The organism is Streptomyces aureus, from assembly GCF_000725495.1.
GTDB lineage: Bacteria > Actinomycetota > Actinomycetes > Streptomycetales > Streptomycetaceae > Streptomyces > Streptomyces aureus_B.
This window is the reverse complement of sequence record NZ_JNZD01000024.1, coordinates 1-20,497: the sequence shown is the minus strand read 5'-3', so window position 1 is coordinate 20,497 and position 20,497 is coordinate 1. Positions and strand designations below refer to the sequence as shown.

General features: G+C 72.3%; 15 protein-coding genes and 3 tRNA genes. 9 read left to right on the top strand and 9 right to left on the bottom strand.

Translation table 11 applies throughout. From position 1 onward, the window contains the following. The first annotated feature begins 142 nt into the window (after nucleotides 1-142). From IO36_RS26020 to IO36_RS26005, 4 genes are read left to right on the top strand one after another with little or no spacing between them, the layout of a single operon-like run. A complete protein-coding gene (locus IO36_RS26020) occupies nucleotides 143-1,489 on the top strand; it encodes a GH25 family lysozyme (protein WP_078943446.1) in 1,347 nt (448 codons plus the stop codon). A gap of 38 nt (nucleotides 1,490-1,527) precedes the next feature. Further along, a complete protein-coding gene (locus IO36_RS26015; RefSeq protein ID WP_037623394.1) occupies nucleotides 1,528-1,917 on the top strand; it encodes a hypothetical protein in 390 nt (129 codons plus the stop codon). Nucleotides 1,918-1,950: 33 nt separating this feature from the next. Then, the gene (locus tag IO36_RS26010) at nucleotides 1,951-2,364 is read left to right on the top strand and encodes a hypothetical protein (protein WP_037623393.1); all 414 of its coding nucleotides are present in this window, start codon (nucleotides 1,951-1,953) and stop codon (nucleotides 2,362-2,364) included. Between the two features lie 44 nt (nucleotides 2,365-2,408). Then, nucleotides 2,409-3,188 carry a D-Ala-D-Ala carboxypeptidase family metallohydrolase gene (locus IO36_RS26005; RefSeq protein ID WP_051900957.1) on the top strand — a complete coding sequence of 260 codons (780 nt, stop codon included), beginning with the start codon at nucleotides 2,409-2,411 and terminating at the stop codon, nucleotides 3,186-3,188. Between the two features lie 71 nt (nucleotides 3,189-3,259). Here IO36_RS26005 and IO36_RS26000 read toward each other — a convergent pair whose 3' ends face one another. From IO36_RS26000 to IO36_RS25985, 4 genes are all read right to left on the bottom strand, one after another. Then, nucleotides 3,260-4,498: a helix-turn-helix domain-containing protein gene (locus tag IO36_RS26000; protein WP_063764901.1), complete on the bottom strand. Its 1,239-nt coding sequence runs from the start codon at nucleotides 4,496-4,498 to the stop codon at nucleotides 3,260-3,262. A gap of 514 nt (nucleotides 4,499-5,012) precedes the next feature. Next, nucleotides 5,013-5,089: transfer RNA gene (locus tag IO36_RS25995), tRNA-Ile, on the bottom strand. 165 nt (nucleotides 5,090-5,254) lie between these two features. Next, nucleotides 5,255-5,327: transfer RNA gene (locus IO36_RS25990), tRNA-Asn, on the bottom strand. 5 nt (nucleotides 5,328-5,332) lie between these two features. Further along, nucleotides 5,333-5,405 (bottom strand) — tRNA-Asn (locus tag IO36_RS25985). A gap of 144 nt (nucleotides 5,406-5,549) precedes the next feature. Here IO36_RS25985 and IO36_RS25980 point away from each other — a divergent pair. From IO36_RS25980 to IO36_RS25965, 4 genes are all read left to right on the top strand, one after another. After that, on the top strand, nucleotides 5,550-5,855 hold the full coding sequence (locus IO36_RS25980) for a hypothetical protein (RefSeq protein ID WP_037623517.1): 306 nt from the start codon (nucleotides 5,550-5,552) through the stop codon (nucleotides 5,853-5,855). A gap of 534 nt (nucleotides 5,856-6,389) precedes the next feature. Beyond that, complete coding sequence (locus IO36_RS25975; protein WP_037623392.1) at nucleotides 6,390-7,844, top strand: FGGY family carbohydrate kinase; 1,455 nt, start codon at nucleotides 6,390-6,392, stop codon at nucleotides 7,842-7,844. A 169-nt stretch (nucleotides 7,845-8,013) separates the two neighbouring features. Beyond that, complete coding sequence (locus tag IO36_RS25970; RefSeq protein WP_037623516.1) at nucleotides 8,014-9,747, top strand: ABC transporter ATP-binding protein; 1,734 nt, start codon at nucleotides 8,014-8,016, stop codon at nucleotides 9,745-9,747. Continuing rightward, a complete protein-coding gene (locus IO36_RS25965) occupies nucleotides 9,747-11,675 on the top strand; it encodes an ABC transporter ATP-binding protein (RefSeq protein ID WP_037623391.1) in 1,929 nt (642 codons plus the stop codon). Before IO36_RS25970 ends, IO36_RS25965 begins: the two co-directional genes overlap by 1 nt. A gap of 96 nt (nucleotides 11,676-11,771) precedes the next feature. Here IO36_RS25965 and IO36_RS25960 read toward each other — a convergent pair whose 3' ends face one another. The 5 genes from IO36_RS25960 to IO36_RS25940 form a co-directional block, all read right to left on the bottom strand. After that, nucleotides 11,772-13,097, bottom strand: a complete 1,326-nt coding sequence (locus IO36_RS25960) for an RNA polymerase sigma factor (protein WP_037623390.1) — start codon at nucleotides 13,095-13,097, stop codon at nucleotides 11,772-11,774. 260 nt (nucleotides 13,098-13,357) lie between these two features. Further along, entirely contained in the window at nucleotides 13,358-15,265 is a 1,908-nt protein-coding gene (gene dnaG, locus IO36_RS25955; RefSeq protein WP_037623389.1) for a DNA primase, read from the bottom strand. A 288-nt stretch (nucleotides 15,266-15,553) separates the two neighbouring features. Next, complete coding sequence (locus tag IO36_RS25950; RefSeq protein WP_037623388.1) at nucleotides 15,554-16,819, bottom strand: NAD(P)/FAD-dependent oxidoreductase; 1,266 nt, start codon at nucleotides 16,817-16,819, stop codon at nucleotides 15,554-15,556. 93 nt (nucleotides 16,820-16,912) lie between these two features. After that, nucleotides 16,913-18,340, bottom strand: coding sequence for a deoxyguanosinetriphosphate triphosphohydrolase (locus IO36_RS25945; protein ID WP_037623387.1), 1,428 nt, complete (start codon nucleotides 18,338-18,340; stop codon nucleotides 16,913-16,915). 117 nt (nucleotides 18,341-18,457) lie between these two features. Then, nucleotides 18,458-19,273 carry a sirohydrochlorin chelatase gene (locus IO36_RS25940; RefSeq protein ID WP_037623515.1) on the bottom strand — a complete coding sequence of 272 codons (816 nt, stop codon included), beginning with the start codon at nucleotides 19,271-19,273 and terminating at the stop codon, nucleotides 18,458-18,460. A 401-nt stretch (nucleotides 19,274-19,674) separates the two neighbouring features. Between IO36_RS25940 and IO36_RS25935 the strand changes: the two genes are divergently transcribed. Further along, nucleotides 19,675-20,397, top strand: a complete 723-nt coding sequence (locus tag IO36_RS25935; RefSeq protein WP_167347419.1) for a SanA/YdcF family protein — start codon at nucleotides 19,675-19,677, stop codon at nucleotides 20,395-20,397. The last annotated feature ends 100 nt before the right edge of the window (nucleotides 20,398-20,497 follow it).

Here is a 20,497-nt window from a genome sequence, read left to right as displayed (position 1 = left end):
CGGTGCCGCGTTCCGGCAGGTCAGGGGCCTGGGACTGTCCCGTCGTCCCTGTCGGGAGCAGGACGGTCCCCCTCTGCGCCGGCGCTGCCAGCATGGCCGGCGGCCGGGAGTTCCCGGCCACCGACCAGAGGGGGAACACCAGATGGGAAGAAGGTCGCTACTGCGGGGTCTGACCCTCGCCGTGGCAGCGGTCCTGCCCCTGTCCGGGTCCGCGGCGGTGCAGGCGGCGCCTTCCACCGCCGCCGCGGTCGCGGTCTGCGGGCACACGAGCGCACAGCCCACGCTGCAGCAGGGATCGACGGGGGACGCGACGGTCGAGGCGCAGTGCCAACTCGACCTCGCGACGAAGCCGAGCCGGTACGCGCCGATCGCGGCGGACGGCACGTTCGGCGCGGCGACGGAGACGCGCGTCAAGGAGTTCCAGCGGTGCGCCGGGCTGAGCGCGGACGGCGTGCTCGGCCCGAACACCTGGGCGGCACTGAACACCTGGGCCGCCCAGCCGCACACCTGCGGGACGCAGGGCGCGGCGGGCACGGCGCAGGCGACCGTGTGCGGCCACACCGACTCACGCCCGACCCTGAAGAAGGGGGCGAAGAGCGATGAGGTCAAGGAGGTGCAGTGCCGGCTGAACCTCGCCATGGAGCCGTACCACTATCCGCCGCTGACGATCGACGGCGACTTCGGGGGCGGCACCGAGGACCGGGTCATCGAGCTCCAGCACTGCGCCAACCTCAGTGCCGACGGCACGGTGGGCCCCAACACGTGGGCGAAGCTGGTCGACTGGTCCAGCCGTAACACGTACTGCACCCCGCCCCGCCCGGCCGGGCACCCGATCGACGGGCTGGACACGGCCAAGTACCAGCACCCGGGCGGCGCGCCGATCGACTGGAAGGCCGTCCGTGCCTCGGGCGTCGAGTTCGCGACGGTCAAGGCCACCCGGGGCATGAACGTCACCGACGAGTACCTCGCCACCGACCTGGAGGCGGCCCGGACGGCGGGGCTGGCCGTCGCGCCGTACCACTTCTACACGGGCTCGGCCGCCGACACGGGTGCCGCGCAGGCCGACCGGTTCATCGCCGCCGTGCGGGCCACCGGCTACACCGGAAAGCGCGCGGGCGACCTGCCTCCGATCTTCGACCTGGAGCGCATGGACGACGGCAGCGGACGCTGTCCCACCTACGGCACGGTGGCCGACGCCAAGGCCTGGCTGGACCGGGTCGAGAACGCCTTCGGCCGCGTCCCGATGATCTACACCCAGAAGTCCTTCCTGGACGACTGCATGGGATCGACCACCGCCTTCGCCCGGTATCCGCTGCAGCTCGCGGACTACCGCCAGTCGATCACCCAGCCCCCGCTGCCGAACGGCTCGTCGACCTGGGCGATGTGGCAGTACACCGATGCCGCGGTCTTCCCCGGCCTGCGGGCGCCCGCGACCGGCGACGTGTTCAACGGCACCCAGGCCGACCTCGACAAGCTGGCCAACCGGTGATCCCGGCCGTGGCCATCGCCGTACCGAGGAGGAACACGATGACGGACCGTCTCTCCCGAGCGGCCCTCGTCGCCCTGCTCGCCGTCCTGGGCTTCATCGTCCCGGCGCCCGCCTCGGCCGCCACCGCCTCCGCCGCCACGAGCTGTTACGGCGGAGCGGTCACGGTCCACTACGGGGAGGTCCGCGACTTCGGCCCGTACGTGACCACGAGCCGCTGCACGGACATCAACATGCGGATGACCGGCGGCGACGCCGACTTCGGCTGGGCCTGCGTGCAGTTCGCGCGGGCCAGTGGCTGCAACTACTGGACCAAGATCGGCCGCAACTGGACGACCATCGCCACCGACGTCCTGAACGGAACCCGGTTCACCGTGCCCAACGGCGTCGACCTGGAAGGCAGTTCGGCCACCTTCCAGATCGCCTTCTGACCCTCTCCCCCACTTCACCGAACGGAGACCATCATGAGCAGGACCAAGGCGCTCGCCTCGGCTCTCGTCACCGTGGCCGCGCTGCTGGGAGCGGGTGCCGCGCCCGCCGCCGCACAGTCCTCGGCCGCGGCGACCAGCTGCTACGGCGGAGCGAAGACCCTGAACTACCGCTACCAGGCGGGCCCCAGGGACTACGGCCCCTTCACCACGTCCTCGCGGTGCGGTGACATCAACATGCGGCTCACCACGGACGACCAGAGCTTCCTGTACGCGTGTGTGGTGTTCATCGACCACACCGACAAGTGCAACCACGACAACACGTACTCCCTGCACGGCACCCCGTGGGCGACCGTCGCCACCGACGTCAAGGACGGCACCCGCTTCGTCCTGCGCGTCGGCCCGTACGACACCTTCGCCCAGAACATGAACTTCCAGCTCGCCTACTGACCTCGCTCCGCCTCCTCTCGCACCACCGTTCCGAAAGGACGACGATGACCTTCCTCTTCCGTTCCGCCGACGGGCGCTCCGCCGCCGGCCGCCCGCTCGACCGCCGCAGCATGCTGCGCGGCACCCTGGCCGTCGGCGCCGGCCTGGCGTTCGGCCCGCTGCTGCTCTCCGGCACCGCGCAGGCCTACTCGTGGTCGCGCACCATGAAGCAGGGCGACAGCGGCGCCGACGTGCTCGAGCTGCAGATCCGGGTCTCCGGCTGGGCGGCCGACAGCGCGAGCCACACCCGGGTCGGCCTCGACGGCGACTTCGGCCCCGGCACGTTCGCGGCCGTCAAGCGGTTCCAGGCCGCGTACGGTCTCGACGACGACGGGGTCGCCGGCCCCAACACCCAGGCGAAGCTCAACGCGCTGGAGCAGTCGGACGGCTCCACGGCCCACTTCAACTGGAGTGAGTTCGTGGACCAGTCGAGCGGCACGTTCAACGGCGGCAAGCTGAGCGCCTCGGCCACGAAGGAGAACGCCCGGCGCTGCATGTACAAGCTGGAGGCGCTCCGCAAGAAGCTGGGCGACAAGCCGATCACGGTGAACTCCGGCTTCCGCAGCATCCAGCACAACGCCGACATCGGCGGGGCCAGCGACAGCATGCACCTGTACGGCACCGCCGCCGACCTCGACGTCCCCGGCGTGGCCACCAAGACCGTCTACCAGAAGGCGGAGACCTGCGGGTTCTCCGGTCTGGAGCGGTACACCGTCGACCACCAGCACGTCGACAGCCGGGCCGACCTCGGCCGCGACTGGTGGTGGGAGAGCGGCACGGTCTGACACCGGTCCGGGTGATCCCGGCCGGCCGGGTCCCGGGTACCGCGGCGGCGGTATCCGGGACCTTCCGTTCCTCAGCCCTTGGGCGCCGCGGGGCTCGCGGAGTTCCCGGAGTCCTTCGCGCCCTTGGTGTCCTTGCCGTCCTCCGCGTCCTTGCGGGCCGCCTCGCAGGAGGGCCAGTCGTGGAAGTCGTGCCGGACGCGCCACAGCCGGTGGGCCGCCTGGATGTTCCACTCCGGGTCGAACGCCCGCCGCGGTGTGCCGCCGAGTTCCCGCAGGCGGACGTCGGAGATCTGGAACACGCCCCAGTTGCGGCTGCCGTTGGTGTTGGGCAGCACATACAGCGGGTCGAGGAACGAGGCGCAGCCGGCGATGGCCACGGCGGTGCGCGGGTCCTCGGTGAACACCTCGCGGATCCGCTTCGTCACCTTGTCGGGCGACCAGGTCGTCATGCGCACCTTGTGCGCGTAGAGCGCCTTCTTGGTGGCCTCGTCGACCACGTTGCTGGCCGGCATCCCCGCCAGCACCTGGAACGCGGTCAGCCTGCGCAGGGTCTCGGGGCCGAAGTCCCCGTCCACGGCGAGCTGTCCCCCGGACCGCTTCAGCAGTTCCTGGACCTCGCGCACGCACTCGTCGTGCTGCCCCATGCTGACGGTCCTGCACGCGGAGGAGTACAGCAGTCCCTGCTCGGCCGGCGGGGAAGGATCCCCCGGCATCCACACGAACCCGGCCACCAGGCCGGTCACGACCACGACCGCGGCGGCCAGTACGGCGAAGCGGGAGGACGGCTTCTCGGGCACACGGGGCCGTCGTGGCTTCCCGGCATCGACGGGGGTGATGTCCGTCGGGACGGTGTCGCCCGGCCCGGGGGCCGCCGGTACGGGGACGAGGGGGCCGAGGGGTCCGTCCGGTTCCGGGGCCGGAGGCGTCCCGGTGGCGGGTACGGCAGCCGGTGCGGGAGGCGTTGCGGCTGCGTCCGGCGTTGCCGGGTCCTTCCCGGCGGTCTCCCCCGGCGGCGCGGTCACGGTGGTCTCGACCGGCGCGGTGGTCACGGGCGGCACGTTGCGGTCGGTGTCGGCCAGGGCCCACAGCCGGTGCAGTTCCCGGAGCTCCTCCGAACTGGCCCCGCAGACCTTGGCGAACGAGTGCACGACCCGGTAGTCGGTGGGAACGCCCAGGCCGGAGCAGTACCGGTGCAGACTGGAACCGCTGACGCCCGCCTCCTTGCCGAGACGGTCATAACCCCGGCCGCTGCGGTCCTTCAGCATCCGAAGGAAGGCGGCGAACTTCTCGGTCTGCGAAGGGGCAGGCACGTATCCACCCTTGCTCAAGCCTCTACTGACGGGTAGAAGCTACACCGCTGAAACCTGTGCGCGCCCTTTGAGTGCGGAATGCGATCGTCAACGACCGCTGAAATAGCGGTATTTGAAAGAGTGTCGACAGGCGGGGCCGCCGTCACGGTGTCCTCCCCGGGCTCCGGCCCGGCGTCGCGGGCGTTCGCTCGCGGACGGGGGCGTGGGCTCGTACGGTCGAGGGTGTGGGGCGCGGATGGTGAGGTTGACGTGCCGTTCCGGGGCCGCCCACGGCGGCGGATTCCGGTTGCTCCGGCACACGGACCGCCGGACGGCGTCACGGCTTCGGCCGGCCCGAGGATCTCGGCGCGGTTCCCGAGGCGGGCACAGGGGGCCGCTCTCCGGTCTTCTGGATCACTCCGCGGCCCTCGGGGGCCCCGGCGGGCTTCCGGGCCTTGCACGGCCTCCAGGATCACGCCGTACGCCCCGGGAGGACCGTCCCGGAGACCGGCGACGGCCGGGTCCGAGGCCTCGGTGGTGGGGCGGGTGGGACTCGAACCCACGGCCGACGGATTATGAGTCCGCTGCTCTAACCGGCTGAGCTACCGCCCCGTTACGGCGCGCCGCGCACATTTGTGCGCGCCGTCTGCCGCAGCATAGCCGCTCATACGATCTCCTGCTCCGGCTGGTCGGCTTCGCGCGACCATGACGCCTTCGCCATGCCCTGGGCGGTTCCTGCGGACATGAAAAAGGACCCCGAAGGGCCCTCTTTCGTTGCTCTCCCGACTGGACTCGAACCAGTAACCTGCCGGTTAACAGCCGGCTGCTCTGCCAATTGAGCTACAGGAGATCGAGCTCCCCCGACTGGACTCGAACCAGTAACCTGCCGGTTAACAGCCGGCTGCTCTGCCAATTGAGCTACAGGGGATTGATCTTTGCATCGAACGCACCCACCTGGGTATTCGCCAGGGGGCGTGCGCTTGCTGCGACACATACATTAGCGCAAGCAGGGGGGTGCTCCGCCAATCGGTTCCCTCCGCACCGATGCCGACGCAAGGGAAGGGTGGCCGTCATGCGCTACCGGCTCACGTTCGTCGCCGGACTGGCCCTGGGTTACGTGCTCGGCACGCGGGCCGGACGCGAGCGCTACGAACAGCTGAAGAAGTCCATGCGCCAGGTCGCGCAGAACCCCGCCGTGCGCAACACCGCCGAGACCGCGGCCCAGCAGGGCAAGGAGATCGCGGGCAAGGCGCTGCACACGGTCGGCGAGAAGGTGGGCGACCGCGTCCCCGACTCGGTCTCGGACCGGGTCCGCTCGCTGCGGGAGCGGAGCGCGGCCTCCACCGGCGAGGACGACTGGGGCACCAGCAACACCTAGGCACCCGATGCGTGCCGGGTCCGGACGTCCGGACCCGGCACGCTCCGCCGTCGCCCAACGGGGACCCGCACCGGCGTTCACCGCCCGGCGGTGTCCCGCGCAGGGGTTCACCACCCGGCGCTGTCCCGCGCCGGCGTTCACCGAGCGGCCGTGTCCCGCACAGGCGTCCGCCGCAGGCGCCTCGGCCCTCCGCACCGGCTCGGCACGCGGGCGCCGGAGCTCTCACGCGGGCGCCGCAGTTCTGGCACGCGGGCGCCGCAGCTCCGCCGGCCCGCCCGCAGGCGCCGCAGCTCCGCCGGCCCGGCGCGCAGGCACCACAGCCCTGCGCACAGGGACACCACATCCCTGTGGGCCCGCCCCGCACGCGGGCGCAACGGCCGTATCCGCCGGGCCCTGTGCACGGGCGTCACAGCCGTATCCGCCGGTCCCGCGCACGAGCGCCACAGCTCCGTCCGCCGGCCCCGCGAGCGGGCGCCGGAGTCGTGTGCGCCGGCCCGGCGTCACCGGCTCGCGCCGTACGGCAGAATTTCCGCCATGGGGATAGTCGCCGGGCTGGACAGTGCGCCCGATTTCACTCGCATCGTCGTCTGCGACACGGACACGGGTGCCGTGCTGAGGCAGGGCTATGCCCCGCATCCGATCGACGGCGCCGAGGCCGGCGGACGTCGTTCCGACGTGGATCCGCAGGCCTGGCTGCTGTCCCTGGGCGAGGCCGCCGGGGGCGGGCTGCTCGAGGGCGTCCAGGCCATCGGCGTCTCCGCCCAGCAGAACGGGCTCGTCCCGCTGGACCCCCAGGGCAACACCGTGCGGCCCGCGATGGTCGGCGGCGACAAGCGGGCCCAGGTCGCGGCGGCCGACCTGATCGACGCGCTCGGCGGCCGCGAGGCGTGGGCGCAGGCCGTGGGCAGCGTCCCGGGCGCCGCCCAGCCGGTGACCAAGCTGCGCTGGCTGAGCAAGACCGAGCCCGAGGCGGCGCGGCGCACCAGCATGCTGCTCCAGGCCCACGACTGGCTGGTGTGGCAGCTCCTGGGCCGGCCCGTGCGCAGGACCACCGACCGGGGCGGCGCCTCGGCGACGGGCTACTGGTCGGCGGCGACCGGCGCCTACCGGCAGGACCTCGTCGAGCTGGCGCTCGGCCACCAGGCCGGGCTCCCGGACGTCCTCGGCCCCGCCGAGGCCGCCGGGACCACGCCCGAGGGGCTGCTGATCTCCGCCGGGACCGGCGAGACCATGGCGGCCGCGTTCGGGCTCGGCATCGGGCTCGGCGACGCCGTGGTGTCGCTCGGCGCGTCCGGTTCCGTGATGGCCGTCCACCCCGAGGCGCTGGCGGACTCCACCGGCATGATCACCTCCCTGGCGGACGCGACCGGCATGCACCTCCCGGTCGTCACCACCCTCAACGCCGTACGGGCCCTGCGCGGGGCGGCCGAGATGCTCGGCGTGCCCGACCTGGAGGGGCTGTCCGAGCTGGCGATGAAGTCGACGCCGGGCGCGCACGGGCTCGTCCTGCTGCCCTACCTGGAGGGCGAGCGGACCCCGAACCTGCCGCACACGGCGGGGACGCTGGCCGGTCTGCGCCGGGAGTCGATGAAGCCCGAGCACCTGGCACGGGCGGCCTTCGAGGGCATGCTGTGCGGACTCGCGGACGCGCTGGACGTGCTGCGCGGCCGGGGCGTCGAGGTGCGCCGGGTCTTCCTGCTCGGCCAGGCCGCCGAGCTCCCCGCCGTCCAGGCCGTGGCGCCGGCGCTGTTCGGCGCGCAGGTCGTCGTGCCGCAGCCCGCGGACTACGCGGCGCTGGGCGCGGCCCGTCAGGCCGCCTGGGCCCTCGGCGTCTCGCAGGGCACGCTCGACCCGCGGACCCCGCCGATGTGGCAGGGGCCGGTCGCCCAGGTGCTGGAGCCCGGCGAGGAGCTCGCCGTGGGTCAGGCCGTACGGCAGCAGTACGTCTCCGTACGCGAACAGACGCATCCCGGGGCGTTCCGGGCGTAGCCCTCGTACAGGCGTACGACCACAGGCGGAGGTGGCGTCCTCTTTTGGACCGCTCTTGGATTAATCGCTTGAGGTAACGCGGGGGGAGTGTCCGACGATAGGGGGTGGTGCGTGCATCATGCACAGCCCGTCGGTCACCCCCGCCGTCCACGATTCCGAGAGACCCAGCGTGCTCATACGACTCCTGCGGACCCACCTCAGTCCGTACAAGAAACCCATCGCCCTGCTGGTGCTGCTCCAGTTCCTGCAGACCTGCGCCACGCTCTACCTGCCCACCCTGAACGCGCACATCATCGACAACGGTGTCGTGAAGGGTGACACGGGTTACATCCTGTCCTTCGGTGCCCTGATGATCGGCATCTCGCTGGCCCAGGTCGTCTGCAACATCGGGGCCGTCTACTACGGAGCCCGTACGGCGTCCGCGGTGGGCCGGGACATCCGGGCGGCCGTCTTCGACCGGGTGCAGTCCTTCTCGGCACGTGAGATCGGCCACTTCGGCGCGCCGTCGCTGATCACCCGCACGACGAACGACGTCCAGCAGGTGCAGATGCTCACGCTGATGACGTTCACCCTGCTGGTGTCGGCGCCGATCATGTGTGTGGGCGGCATCATCCTGGCCCTCGGCCTGGACGTGCCGCTGTCCGCGGTACTGATCGCCGTGGTGCCGACCCTCGGCGTCTGCGTCACGCTCATCGTGCGCCGGCTGCGCCCGCTGTTCCGCACCATGCAGGTGCGTCTCGACACGGTGAACCGGGTGCTGCGCGAGCAGATCACCGGCAACCGGGTGATCCGCGCGTTCGTGCGCGACGGCTACGAGAAGGACCGCTTCCGGGGCGCCAACACCGAGCTGACCGAGACCTCGCTGGCCACCGGCCGGATGCTGGCCCTGATGTTCCCGATCGTCATGACGGTGGTGAACCTGTCGTCCATCGCGGTGGTCTGGTTCGGCGCTCACCGCATCGACAGCGGCGGCATGCAGATCGGTGACCTGACCGCGTTCCTGGCCTATCTGATGCAGATCGTCATGTCCGTGATGATGGCCACCTTCATGTTCATGATGGTGCCGCGCGCGGAGGTCTGCGCCGAGCGCATCCAGGAGGTCCTGGCCACCGAGAGCAGCGTGGTCCCGCCCGTCGCCCCGGTCCTGGAGCTGCGCCGGCACGGCCACCTGGAGATCCGCGGGGCCGGGTTCCGCTACCCGGGCGCCGAGGAGCCGGTCCTCAGGTCCGTCGACCTGCTCGCCCGCCCCGGCGAGGTGACCGCGGTCATCGGTTCGACCGGCAGCGGCAAGTCGACCCTGCTCGGCATGATCCCGCGCCTGTTCGACGCCACCGACGGGCAGGTGCTCGTGGACGGCGTGGACGTCGCGACCATCGACGCGAAGCTGCTGGCGAGGACGGTCGGACTGGTCCCGCAGAAGCCCTACCTGTTCGCCGGGACGGTCGCCACCAACCTCCGGTACGGCAATCCGGACGCGACCGACGAGGAGCTGTGGCACGCGCTGGAGGTGGCGCAGGCCAAGGGCTTCGTGGAAGCGCTGGAGAACGGGCTCGACGCGCCGATCGCACAGGGCGGCACCAATGTGTCCGGCGGCCAGCGCCAGCGTCTGGCGATCGCCCGCACGCTCGTCCAGCGCCCCGAGATCTATCTGTTCGACGACTCCTTCTCGGCCCTCGACTACGCCACCGACGCGGCCCTGCGCGCGGCGCTGACCGAGGAGACCGCGGAGGCGACCGTGGTGATCGTCGCCCAGCGGGTGTCGACCATCCGGGAGGCCGACCGGATCGTGGTCCTCGACGAGGGCCGGGTCGTCGGCACCGGACGGCACCACGAACTGATGGCGGACAACGAGACCTACCGGGAGATCGTGCTCTCCCAGCTGACGGAAGCGGAGGCCGCCTGATGGCCGGGCCCATGGGACGCATGATGGCCGGGGGCGGCCCCGACCAGCGCTCGATGGATTTCAAGGTGTCGAGCCGACGGCTCCTCGCCCAGTTCAAGCCCGAGCGCGCCACGCTGTACGTAATGCTGGTCGCCGTCGTGCTGAGCGTCGGGCTGTCCGTGGTCGGACCGAAGATCCTCGGCCGGGCCACCGACCTGGTGTTCGCGGGGATCGTCGGACGCCAGATGCCGGCCGGGGCCACCAAGACCCAGGCCCTGGACTCGCTGCGCGCGCACGGCCACGGCGCGGTCGCCGACATGCTCTCGGGCACGGACTTCACCCCGGGCCAGGGCATCGACTTCGACGCCGTCGGACGGGTCCTGCTGTTCGCGCTCGGTACGTTCCTGCTGGCCGGCCTGCTGATGGCGGTCGCGACGCGGCTGGTGAACAAGGCCGTCAACAAGACCGTCTTCCGTATGCGCGAGGACCTGCAGGCGAAGTTGTCGCGGCTGCCGCTGTCGTACTTCGACAAGCGCCAGCGCGGTGAGGTGCTCAGCCGCGCGACGAACGACATGGACAACATCCAGCAGACCCTCCAGCAGTCGATGGGCCAGCTGGTCAACTCGCTGCTGACCATCGTGGGCGTGCTCGCGATGATGTTCTGGGTGTCGCCGCTGCTCGCGCTGGTCGCGCTGGTCACGGTGCCGCTGTCGTTCGTGGTGGCCACCCGGATCGGCAAGCGCTCGCAGCCGCACTTCGTGCAGCAGTGGCGCACCACCGGCAAGCTCAACGCCCACATCGAGGAGATGTACACCGGGCACACCCTGGTGAAGGTGTTCGGGCGGGCGGACGAATCGGCGGCGCAGTTCGCCGAGCAGAACGAGAAGCTGTACGAGGCCGGTTTCCGCGCGCAGTTCAACAGCGGGATCATGCAGCCGCTGATGATGTTCGTGTCGAACCTGAACTACGTGCTGGTGGCGGTCGTCGGCGGTCTGCGGGTCGCCTCGGGCTCGCTGTCCATCGGTGACGTGCAGGCGTTCATCCAGTACTCCCGCCAGTTCTCGATGCCGCTGACGCAGGTCGCCTCGATGGCGAACCTGGTGCAGTCGGGCGTCGCGTCGGCGGAGCGGGTGTTCGAGGTCCTGGACGCGGACGAGCAGGAGGCGGACCCGGCCGAGTCGGCCCGTCCCGAGGAGCTGCGCGGGCGGGTGGCGCTGGAGCACGTCTCCTTCCGCTACGACCCGGAGAAGCCGCTCATCGAGGATCTGTCGCTGAAGGTGGAGCCGGGTCACACGGTCGCCATCGTCGGCCCGACCGGCGCCGGCAAGACCACCCTGGTGAACCTGCTCATGCGGTTCTACGACGTCACGGGCGGCCGGATCACCCTGGACGGGGTCGACGTGAAGTCCATGTCCCGGGACGAGCTGAGGGCCGGAATCGGCATGGTCCTCCAGGACACCTGGCTGTTCGGGGGCAGCATCGCCGAGAACATCGCGTACGGCGCCTCCCGGGACGTCACCCGCGGGGAGATCGAGGAGGCGGCCCGCGCGGCGCACGCCGACCGCTTCATCCGCACCCTGCCCGACGGCTACGACACGGTCATCGACGACGAGGGGACGGGGGTCAGCGCGGGCGAGAAGCAGCTCATCACGATCGCCCGGGCGTTCCTGTCGGACCCGGTGATCCTGGTCCTCGACGAGGCGACCAGCTCCGTGGACACCCGGACCGAGGTGCTGATCCAGAAGGCGATGGCGAAGCTGGCGCACGGGCGCACGTCGTTCGTGATCGCCCATCGTCTGTCGACGATCCGGGACGCGGACACCATCCTCGTCATGGAGAACGGCGCCATCGTGGAGCAGGGCGCCCACACGGAACTGCTGGAGTCCGGCGGGGCCTACGCCCGCCTGTACCAGGCCCAGTTCGCCCAGGCGGTGGCCGAGGTCGACTGAGGCGCGTCCCGCCTCGCAGGCACCTGCCTCCCGGACCCCCGCCGGAGATTCACCCCTCCGGCGGGGGTCCGCGGCCTCTCCGGCACGCCCCCGGGGTCAGTCCAGATAGCCCCGCAGCTGATCCGCGAACGCATGGTCCCGCAGCTTGTTCAACGTCTTGGACTCGATCTGCCGGATCCGCTCCCGCGTGACCCCGAAGATCCGCCCGATCTCCTCCAGCGTCCGCGGCCGCCCGTCCGCGAGCCCGTACCGCAGCTGGACGACCTTCCGCTCCCGCTCCCCCAGCGTGGACAGCACCGCCTCCAGATGCTGCCGGAGCAGCAGGAACGCGGCGGACTCCACCGGGGAGGCCGCGTCGCCGTCCTCGATGAGGTCCCCGAGGGCCACGTCGTCCTCCTCGCCCACCGGGGCGTGCAGGGACACCGGCTCCTGGGCCAGCCGCAGCACCTCGCTCACCCGCTCGCCGGGTAGGTCGAGCTGCGCCGCGACCTCGTCGGGCGTGGGCTCGTACCCGCGTTCCTGGAGCATCCGCCGCTGGACCCGGACCACCCGGTTGATCAGCTCGACCACGTGCACGGGCACCCGGATGGTGCGCGCCTGGTCGGCGAGCGCCCGTGACATGGCCTGCCGGATCCACCAGGTGGCGTACGTGGAGAACTTGTAGCCGCGGGCGTAGTCGAACTTCTCGACGGCCCTGATCAGGCCGAGGTTGCCCTCCTGGACCAGGTCGAGCATGGTCAGGCCGCGCCCCACGTACCGCTTGGCCACGGAGACCACGAGCCGCAGGTTCGCCTCGATGAGCCGGCGCTTGGCCATGCGGCCCATGACGACGATCCGGTCCAGGTCGAGGGCGAGCTGGCTGTCCAGGTCGGGCGTGAGCCGCAGCTTCTCCTCGGCGAACAGGCCGGCCTCCACGCGGCGGGCGAGCTCGACCTCCTCGGCCGCGGTGAGCAGCGGGATCCGCCCGATCTCCCGCAGGTACTGGCGGAACAGATCGGAGGAGGGGCCGCCGGTGTCGGCGGCGCGGCGGACCGGCTCCACGGGTTCGGGGGCCTCGGTCTCCACCTCCGGCTCCGGCTCGGTCTCCACCTCCGCCTCGGCCCCCGTCCCGGGCCCCTCTCCGGGGGCCTCGGGAGGGCCCTCCGGCTCGCCCTCGGGGTGGTGCGCGGCCTGGCGCTGCGCGGGGACCGCCCCGACGCCGCCGGGTTCCGCGTCCGTCCGGGTGGTGTTGTCTGTCTGGGCGAGGGTCTGGGTCTGCACGGGGGCGACCTCCAGGAATGTCGCTGCTGGGGCGTGCGGCAGCGGTACGTCGGGGATGGGGTCGACGGTCTCGCCGCTGTCCATCCCGCAGTCGTTTGGCGGAACCGCGGGGATGGGGAACCCGTCGCGTGCGGGTCGGCCGCGCTCCGAGGACTCAGGCACCGGACCCCAGTGTGGAGTACGACACATCGCCGCCACGAGGGGCGTGCGGTGACTTTTTGCGTCCGGTGCGTGACCGCGTGGTTACTGTCCCGGACGAGTGCGCAGCTCAGCCGAGACGAAACCTTCGATCGGGGAGAAGGGATTGGCATGTGCGCCGGCGGCGCCGGGAGCCCTTCGCGCCCCGTGGGCCCCGCCGGTCCGCGTCCCGGAGCCTCCCCGGCATGGCTCGGAGGGCCGTCGGAGGGAAGCGCCGCAGGGCCTCAGAGGGCTTCGGCGCCCCGCTCGCGCAGGGCCTGGCCGTACTGCTGGAGCACCCACAGTTCGTTCTGCACGGCGGCGAGCTGGGCCGGGTCGCCGCCCGCGCTCAGCCGCGCGAGGGAGCCCTGGACGTCCCGGATGCGCCGGTCGACGGCACGGCGGCGGACCATGACGAGCTGGTCGCCCGCGTACGTCTCGTCGACGGTCTTGCGCAGGATCGCCTCGACGGCGAGCTCGGTGACCATCGCGCGCACGGTGTCGTCCGGGGCCGCGTCACGGACCCGGACCAGATACTCCTGGGGGTCCTCGACGCCGTACTCGGCGCCGCCCGCGTCCATGACGGCCTGGCGCACGGCGGCGTAGGGCGGGGCGGTGAACTCGTCCATGCCGTACGCGTCGAACGCGGGGGCGACCAACTCGGGCCGCTGGAGGGCGAGTTTGAGCAGTTCGCGTTCGGTGGCGAAGACGGGGTTGCGCAGGGTCAGCGCCGGTCCCGCGCCGGTGGACGCCTGAGGCGCGGCGGCGTAGGCCTGCTGGGGGCGGCCGCCCGTGGGCGCGGGACCCGCTCCGCCCCGGTCGCGGGCCCAACGGGCCAGCTGGGCCACCCTCTTGACAACGAACTGGGTGTCGAGGATGCCGAGCATGCCGGCGAGCTGGACCGCCACCTCGTGCTGGGCGCCGCTGTTCTTGATGCGGGCGACGACCGGGGCGGCCTCGTCCAGGGCGGCGGCGCGTCCGGCCGGGGTCTCCAGGTCGTAGCGCAGGACGATCTGGCGCAGCGCGAACTCGAAGAGCGGGGTGCGGGGTTCGACCAGGTCGGCGACGGCCTCGTCGCCCTTGGCCAGGCGCAGTTCGCAGGGGTCCATGCCGTCGGGCGCGATGGCGATGTACGTCTCGGCGGCGAACTTCTGGTCGTCCTCGAAGGCGCGCAGGGCGGCCTTCTGACCGGCCGCGTCGCCGTCGAAGGTGAAGATCACCCGGGCCGAGCCGTTGTCCATGAGGAGCCGGCGGAGGATCTTGATGTGGTCGCCGCCGAACGCCGTGCCGCAGGTGGCGATGGCCGTGGTGATCCCGGCCAGGTGGCAGGCCATGACGTCGGTGTAGCCCTCGACGACGACGGCCCGGCTGCTCTTGGCGATGTCCTTCTTGGCGAGGTCGATGCCGTAAAGGACCTGGGACTTCCTGTAGATCGCGGTGTCGGGCGTGTTCAGGTACTTCGGTCCGTTGTCGGCCTCGTACAGCTTGCGGGCGCCGAAGCCGACGACGTCCCCGCCGATGTCGCGGATGGGCCACATGAGGCGGCCGCGGAAGCGGTCGATGGGGCCCCGGCGGCCCTCCTGGGCGAGACCGGACAGGAGCAGTTCCTTGTCGGTGAAGCCCTTGCCGCGCAGATACCGGGTGAGGTGGTCCCAGCCCTGGGGGCTGTAGCCGACGCCGAAGTGGGCGGCGGCGGCCTGGTCGAAGCCGCGCTCGGCGAGGAAGGCCCGGCCGGTGTCGGCCTCGGGGCTGGAGCCGAGCTGTTCGGTGTAGAAGAGCGCGGCCGCCTTGTGCGCCTCGACCAGGCGGATGCGCTCGCCGCGCTGGTGGGCGGGGTTGTACCCGCCCTCCTCGTAGCGCAGGGTGATGCCGGCCTGGGCGGCCAGGCGCTCGACGGACTCGGAGAAGGTGAGGTGGTCGACCTTCATCACGAACGTGATGGTGTCGCCGCCCTCCTGGCAGCCGAAGCAGTGGAAGAGGCCCTTGCTGGGGCTGACCTGGAACGACGGTGACTTCTCGTCGTGGAAGGGGCACAGGCCCTTGAGGTTGCCGCCGCCCGCGTTGCGCAGCTGGAGGTACTCGGACACCACGGCGTCGATCGGGACCGCGTCCCGAACCGCCTTCACGTCCTCGTCATTGATCCTGCCTGCCACGAGGTGATTCTACGGGGCCGCACCGACACTCCCGGGGCGGGCGGGACGGGCGTCCCACGGGAACGTCGCTCACCCCCTGGAATCCACGGCGCGGCGGACGAGGCGGAAGCCGCCCACCGGCACGGTGGACAGGGCAAAAGCGGTCCCCGGCACGGCGGACGGTGCGGAACGCGTCCCCCGGCACGGCGGACAGGGCGGAGGCCGTCATCGGGCAAGGCGAGGACGCGGACGCCGTCCCGCGCCCGCCACCGGACGGGCGGCGGGCGCGGGACGGCGTGGGCGGGCCCGTCAGGGGGCCAGGCTCTCCAGCGGGACGTGCGGGTCGGCGAGGGCGTCGGTGTCCACCGCGGCCCGGGAACGGATCATCCGCTGGATCGGGTCCGTGACGTCCCACACGTTCACGTTCATCCCGGCCAGCACCCTGCCCTCCTTCACCCAGAACGCGATGAACTCGCGCTTGCCCGCGTCGCCGCGGATCACCACCTGGTCGTACGACCCCGGGGGCGCCCAGCCCGAGTACTCCATGCCCAGGTCGTACTGGTCGGAGAAGAAGTAGGGCACCCGGTCGTAGGCCGCCCCGCGGCCCAGCATCGAGCGGGCGGCGGCCGGTCCGCCGTTGAGGGCGTTGGCCCAGTGCTCGACGCGCAGCCGGGTGTCGAACAGGCCGTGCGGGAAGGAGGCGACGTCACCGGCGGCGTAGATGTCGGGGTCGGAGGTGCGCAGCTGTTCGTCGACCGCGATGCCGCCGCCGTGCGCGCGGTCGGCCATCTCCAGGCCCGCGGCCTCGGCGAGTCCGGTGCGCGGGGCGGCACCGATGGCCGCGAGGACGGCGTGCGCGGGGTGCTCCTCGCCGTCGTCGGTGCGGGCGGCCAGCACCACGCCGTCCTGGCCGACGATCTCGGTGAGCTGGGCGCCGAAGTGGAAGCGGACCCCGTGCTCGCCGTGCAGTTCGGCGAAGAGCTCGCCGAGCTCGGGGCCGAGGACGTTGTGCAGGGGGGTCGCCGCGGGTTCGACGACGGTGACCTCGGCGCCGTACCCGCGGGCCGCGGCGGCGACCTCCAGGCCGATCCAGCCGGCGCCGGCGATCACGAGGTGGCCGTTGTCCCGGCCCAGCGCGGACAGGACGCCCTTGAGGCGCTCGGCGTGGGCGAGGCGGCGCAGATGGTGGACGCCCAGCAGCCCGGTGCCCGGGACGTCCAGGCGGCGCGGCTCGGCGCCGGTGACCAGGAGCAGCTTGTCGTAGTGGACGAGGGTGCCGTCGTCGCCGAAGCGGACGGACTTGGCCGCCCGGTCGATCGCGACGACGGTCTGGCCGAGGTGCAGCTCGATGTCGTTCTGCGCGTACCAGGCGGGTTCGTGCACGAAGACGCTGTCGCGCTCCTCCTTGCCGAGGAGGTAGCCCTTGGACAGCGGCGGTCGTTCGTACGGGTGGTCGCGCTCGTCGCAGATCAGTATCACCCGGCCGGTGAAGCCCTCCGCTCGGAGCGTCTCGGCCGCCTTGGCGCCTGCCAGGCCCCCTCCGACGATGACGAATGTCTGATCCGCGTCGACCACTTGATGCCTCCTCGTAAGGATGTCGCCATGTGCGAGCCTCCCGCACGGAGCGTGATGCGGGAAGGGGTGGTGGCCCGATCAGGCCACGCAGGGTCACATCTGTCCGTCTCCATGGGAACGCGTGGTGAGTCTGAGGTGCAGGGAACGCGCCGAGGCATCCGTGAGAGATGCGATCTGGTCCACGATCACGCGCTTGCGGGCGCGGTCGTCGGCCGCGTGCTCGAACAGTGCCCGGAACTGGGGGTCCAACACCTCGGGGGCGCGGGCGGTGAGCGCCTCGGCCAGTTCGGCGACGACGATCCGTTGGTCGGCCCGGAGCAGCTCCTGCTCGGCGCGCTGCATCACGTACCGGTCGGCGACCGCCTTGAGGACGGCGCACTCCAGCCGGGCGGCCCGCGGGACGACCAGTTCCGCCGCGTACCGGGTGAGGCGTCCGCTGCCGTACCGGGCGCGGGTGGCGCCCTCAGCGGCCAGGCAGAAACGGCCGATGAGCTGGCTGGTGGCGTCCTTGAGCCGGGCCTGCGCGACGGCCGAACCGTCGTATCCGTGCGGCCACCACTCCTGGCCGAGGAGCCGGTCGAGGGCCTCGGCCAGCTCGGCCGGATCGGTGTCGTCCGGCGTGTACCTCCCGACGGCGACGGCGAAGATCTCCCGGCGTTCGGGGCCCGCGAGCAGGGCGGCGGGGTCGAGGTGGCCCGCGTGCAGGCCGTCCTCGATGTCGTGCACCGAGTAGGCCACGTCGTCGGCCCAGTCCATCACCTGGGCCTCGAAGCACGTGCGGGTGCCGGGGGCGCCCTTGCGGATCCAGTCGAACACCGGGCGGTCGTCCTCGTAGACCCCGAATTTCGGCGACTTCGGATCGTCCGGACGGGCACCTCTCGGCCACGGGTACTTGGTGGCGGCGTCGAGGGCGGCGCGGGTGAGGTTGAGCCCGACGCTGACGAGGTCGTCGCCCCCGGTGGCGGAGGACGAGGTGACCATGTCGCTGCGCACGAAGCGCTTGGGCTCGATGCGGGTGAGCAGCCGCAGCGACTGGGCGTTGCCCTCGAACCCGCCGCAGTCCTCGGCGAATTCGTTGAGCGCCTGTTCGCCGTTGTGCCCGAAGGGCGGGTGTCCGAGGTCGTGCGAGAGGCAGGCCGCCTCGACCAGGTCCGGGTCGCAGCCGAGGGCGGCGCCGAGCTCGCGGCCGACCTGGGCGCACTCCAGGGAGTGGGTCAGCCGGGTCCGCGGGCTGGCGTCCCACACCTGGATGGGCGCGCCGCCCGATCCGGCGGCGCCGAGCACCTGGGGAAGGGTGCCGGGGGTGACGACCTGGGTCTTGCCGGCGAGGCGGCGCAGGGCCGCGGAGTGCAGCACGCGGGCGCGGTCGCGCTGGAAGGCGGTACGGCCCGGCCGTTTGTCGGGCTCGGCGGCCCAGCGCTCGACGGCGGACACGTCGTACGCGTCGTGGGGGGTGTGAGGTGTGTGGTTCTCGTGTGCCTGCGGTGCGGTCTCTTCGGTCCTCGGTGCCATGCCTTCCATGGACCGACAGTAGACGCAGGCGGTGACAATCGGGGCGCGGGCGTCGGTGGGGCGGCGCCGGCCCCGGGGAGGCGGACCGGGTCCGGGCGGAGACCGAGCCCGGTGGCCGCGCGGGGTTCAGGCGGAGATGAGGGTGCGCTCCGCGGCGGACCCGGGGGCCGCGACGGCCTGGTCGTAACGGTGCAGGACGAGACGGGCCATCGCCGGGTGGTCGCCGAGCGGTTCGGAGCGGATCCAGGGGGCCTCCTCGCCGGCCTGCGTGGCGAAGCGTCCCGGAGCGGTGAAGTACGAGGCGACGGCGATCCGGTGGCGGCCCCGGGCGGCGAGGGAGCGCACGGCGGCCGACACGGTGGGCGCGGCGGCGGAGGCGTACGCCGGGACGACCGGGACGCCGAGGCGTTCGGCGAGCAGCTGGGCGGTACGGCGGGTGTCGGCGGCCGAGTCCGGGGCGCGGGACCCGGCGGAGGCGAGGACGACGGCGCTCGCGCGGCGGACGGAGTCGCTCGTGCGGGTGCGCCATCCGGCCTCGACGAGACGGGCGTAGAGGGTCTCGACGAGCAGCGGGTGCGGGCCGAGCGGGGCGGCGACGCGGGCGCGCAGTCCGGGGACGGCGGCGACGGCCTCGGGGATGTCGCGCCGGACGTGGTAGCCGCGGCCGAGGAGCAGCGGGACCAGGACGGCGTCCTGGCGGCCGGCCAGGGAGGCGAGGGTGTCGTCGAGGAGCGGCTCGTTCAGCTCGATGTGGCCGAGGCGCACGGACAGGTACGGGCGCAGCTCGCGGACGCGTTCGATCAGGCTGTGCACGGTGGCGAGCGCGCGCGGGTCGCGGCTGCCGTGGGCGACCAGGACGAGGGCGGGCGGCGGCGGGCGGCGGGTGCCGTCCGGCGCCACGAGACCGAGCCGGCTGCCGAGCTGCCCGGCGATCCGGTTCATGAGCTGGGCGGCGCTGTCAAGGTGGCCGTCCGGGTGGCCCTCGGGGCCGGTGCCGCGCGGCGGCGGACCGTCGGGGCCTTGGGAGAACGCGTCACGAGCGGGGTTCGAGGCCGTCATGGGTCGATCCTGGCGGCAGCAGGTTGCCGGGCCGTTGCACGGGTATGTCGGACGTTTTCCAGTGGTCCACCGGACGGCCGCGGCCCGGTGTGAGGGGCGCGACCTGCGGCTCCCGCCCCTCCGGCGGCGGGGGTCCGCGCGTCCGGGCGAACCGGACGACCTTACGATGCGTCTTCACCTGTCGGACGGGAACGCCGGACCCCGGCGTGGGATCCGGCACGAACCCGGCCGCACGCGGGGGCCGTGGGCCGTCGCGCGTCACGACATCTGGGGGGACACCGATCATGCCGCGTCTGCCGCGCCCCGAGCGTCCGGTCCTGCGCCGGCCCCGTCTGCCGCGGTTGCCGGCGCTGCCGCGGACCCGCCGGGGGCGGCGGCGGGCCGTGCGGGCGCTGATGGTCCTGTGCGTGCTGGCGCTGCTCCCGGCGACCTGGCTCCGGCTGTCGACGGGCGACCGGCTGCGGACGACGGCGGACGCCCCGCGCACCGAGGTGGCGATCGTCTTCGGAGCGGGACTGTGGGACGGCGAGCCGTCCCCGTATCTCGCCCACCGGCTGGACGCGGCCGCGAAGCTCTACCGGGCCGGCCGGATCGAGGTCGTCCTGGTGACCGGCGACAACAGCCGCAAGGACTACGACGAGCCCGACGCGATGCGCGCCTACCTCACCGCGCACGGGGTGCCCGGCCGGCGGATCGTCAGCGACTACGCCGGCTTCGACACCTGGGACTCCTGCGTCCGCGCCCGGAAGATCTTCGGTGTCCACGAGGCCGTCCTGATCAGCCAGGACTTCCACATCCGGCGTGCCCTGGCCCTGTGCCGGGCGGCGGGCGTGCGCTCGTACGGCATCGGCGTGGCCGCCAAGCAGGACGTCACCTGGTACTACGGCAACACCCGGGAGATCTTCGCGGCGGGCAAGGCCGCGCTGGACGCGGTGTTCCGGCCGGATCCGCAGTTCCTCGGCCGGAAGGAGCACGGGGTGACCCGGGCCCTGGCGTCGGCCCGCTAGAGCCTGTCTGACAATTCCCGTCTGCCCGGCGACGCCATGCACGCCCTCTCGCCGCACCGGCCCCAGACCCGAGTACGCCCAGTACGCAGGTCTGGGGCCG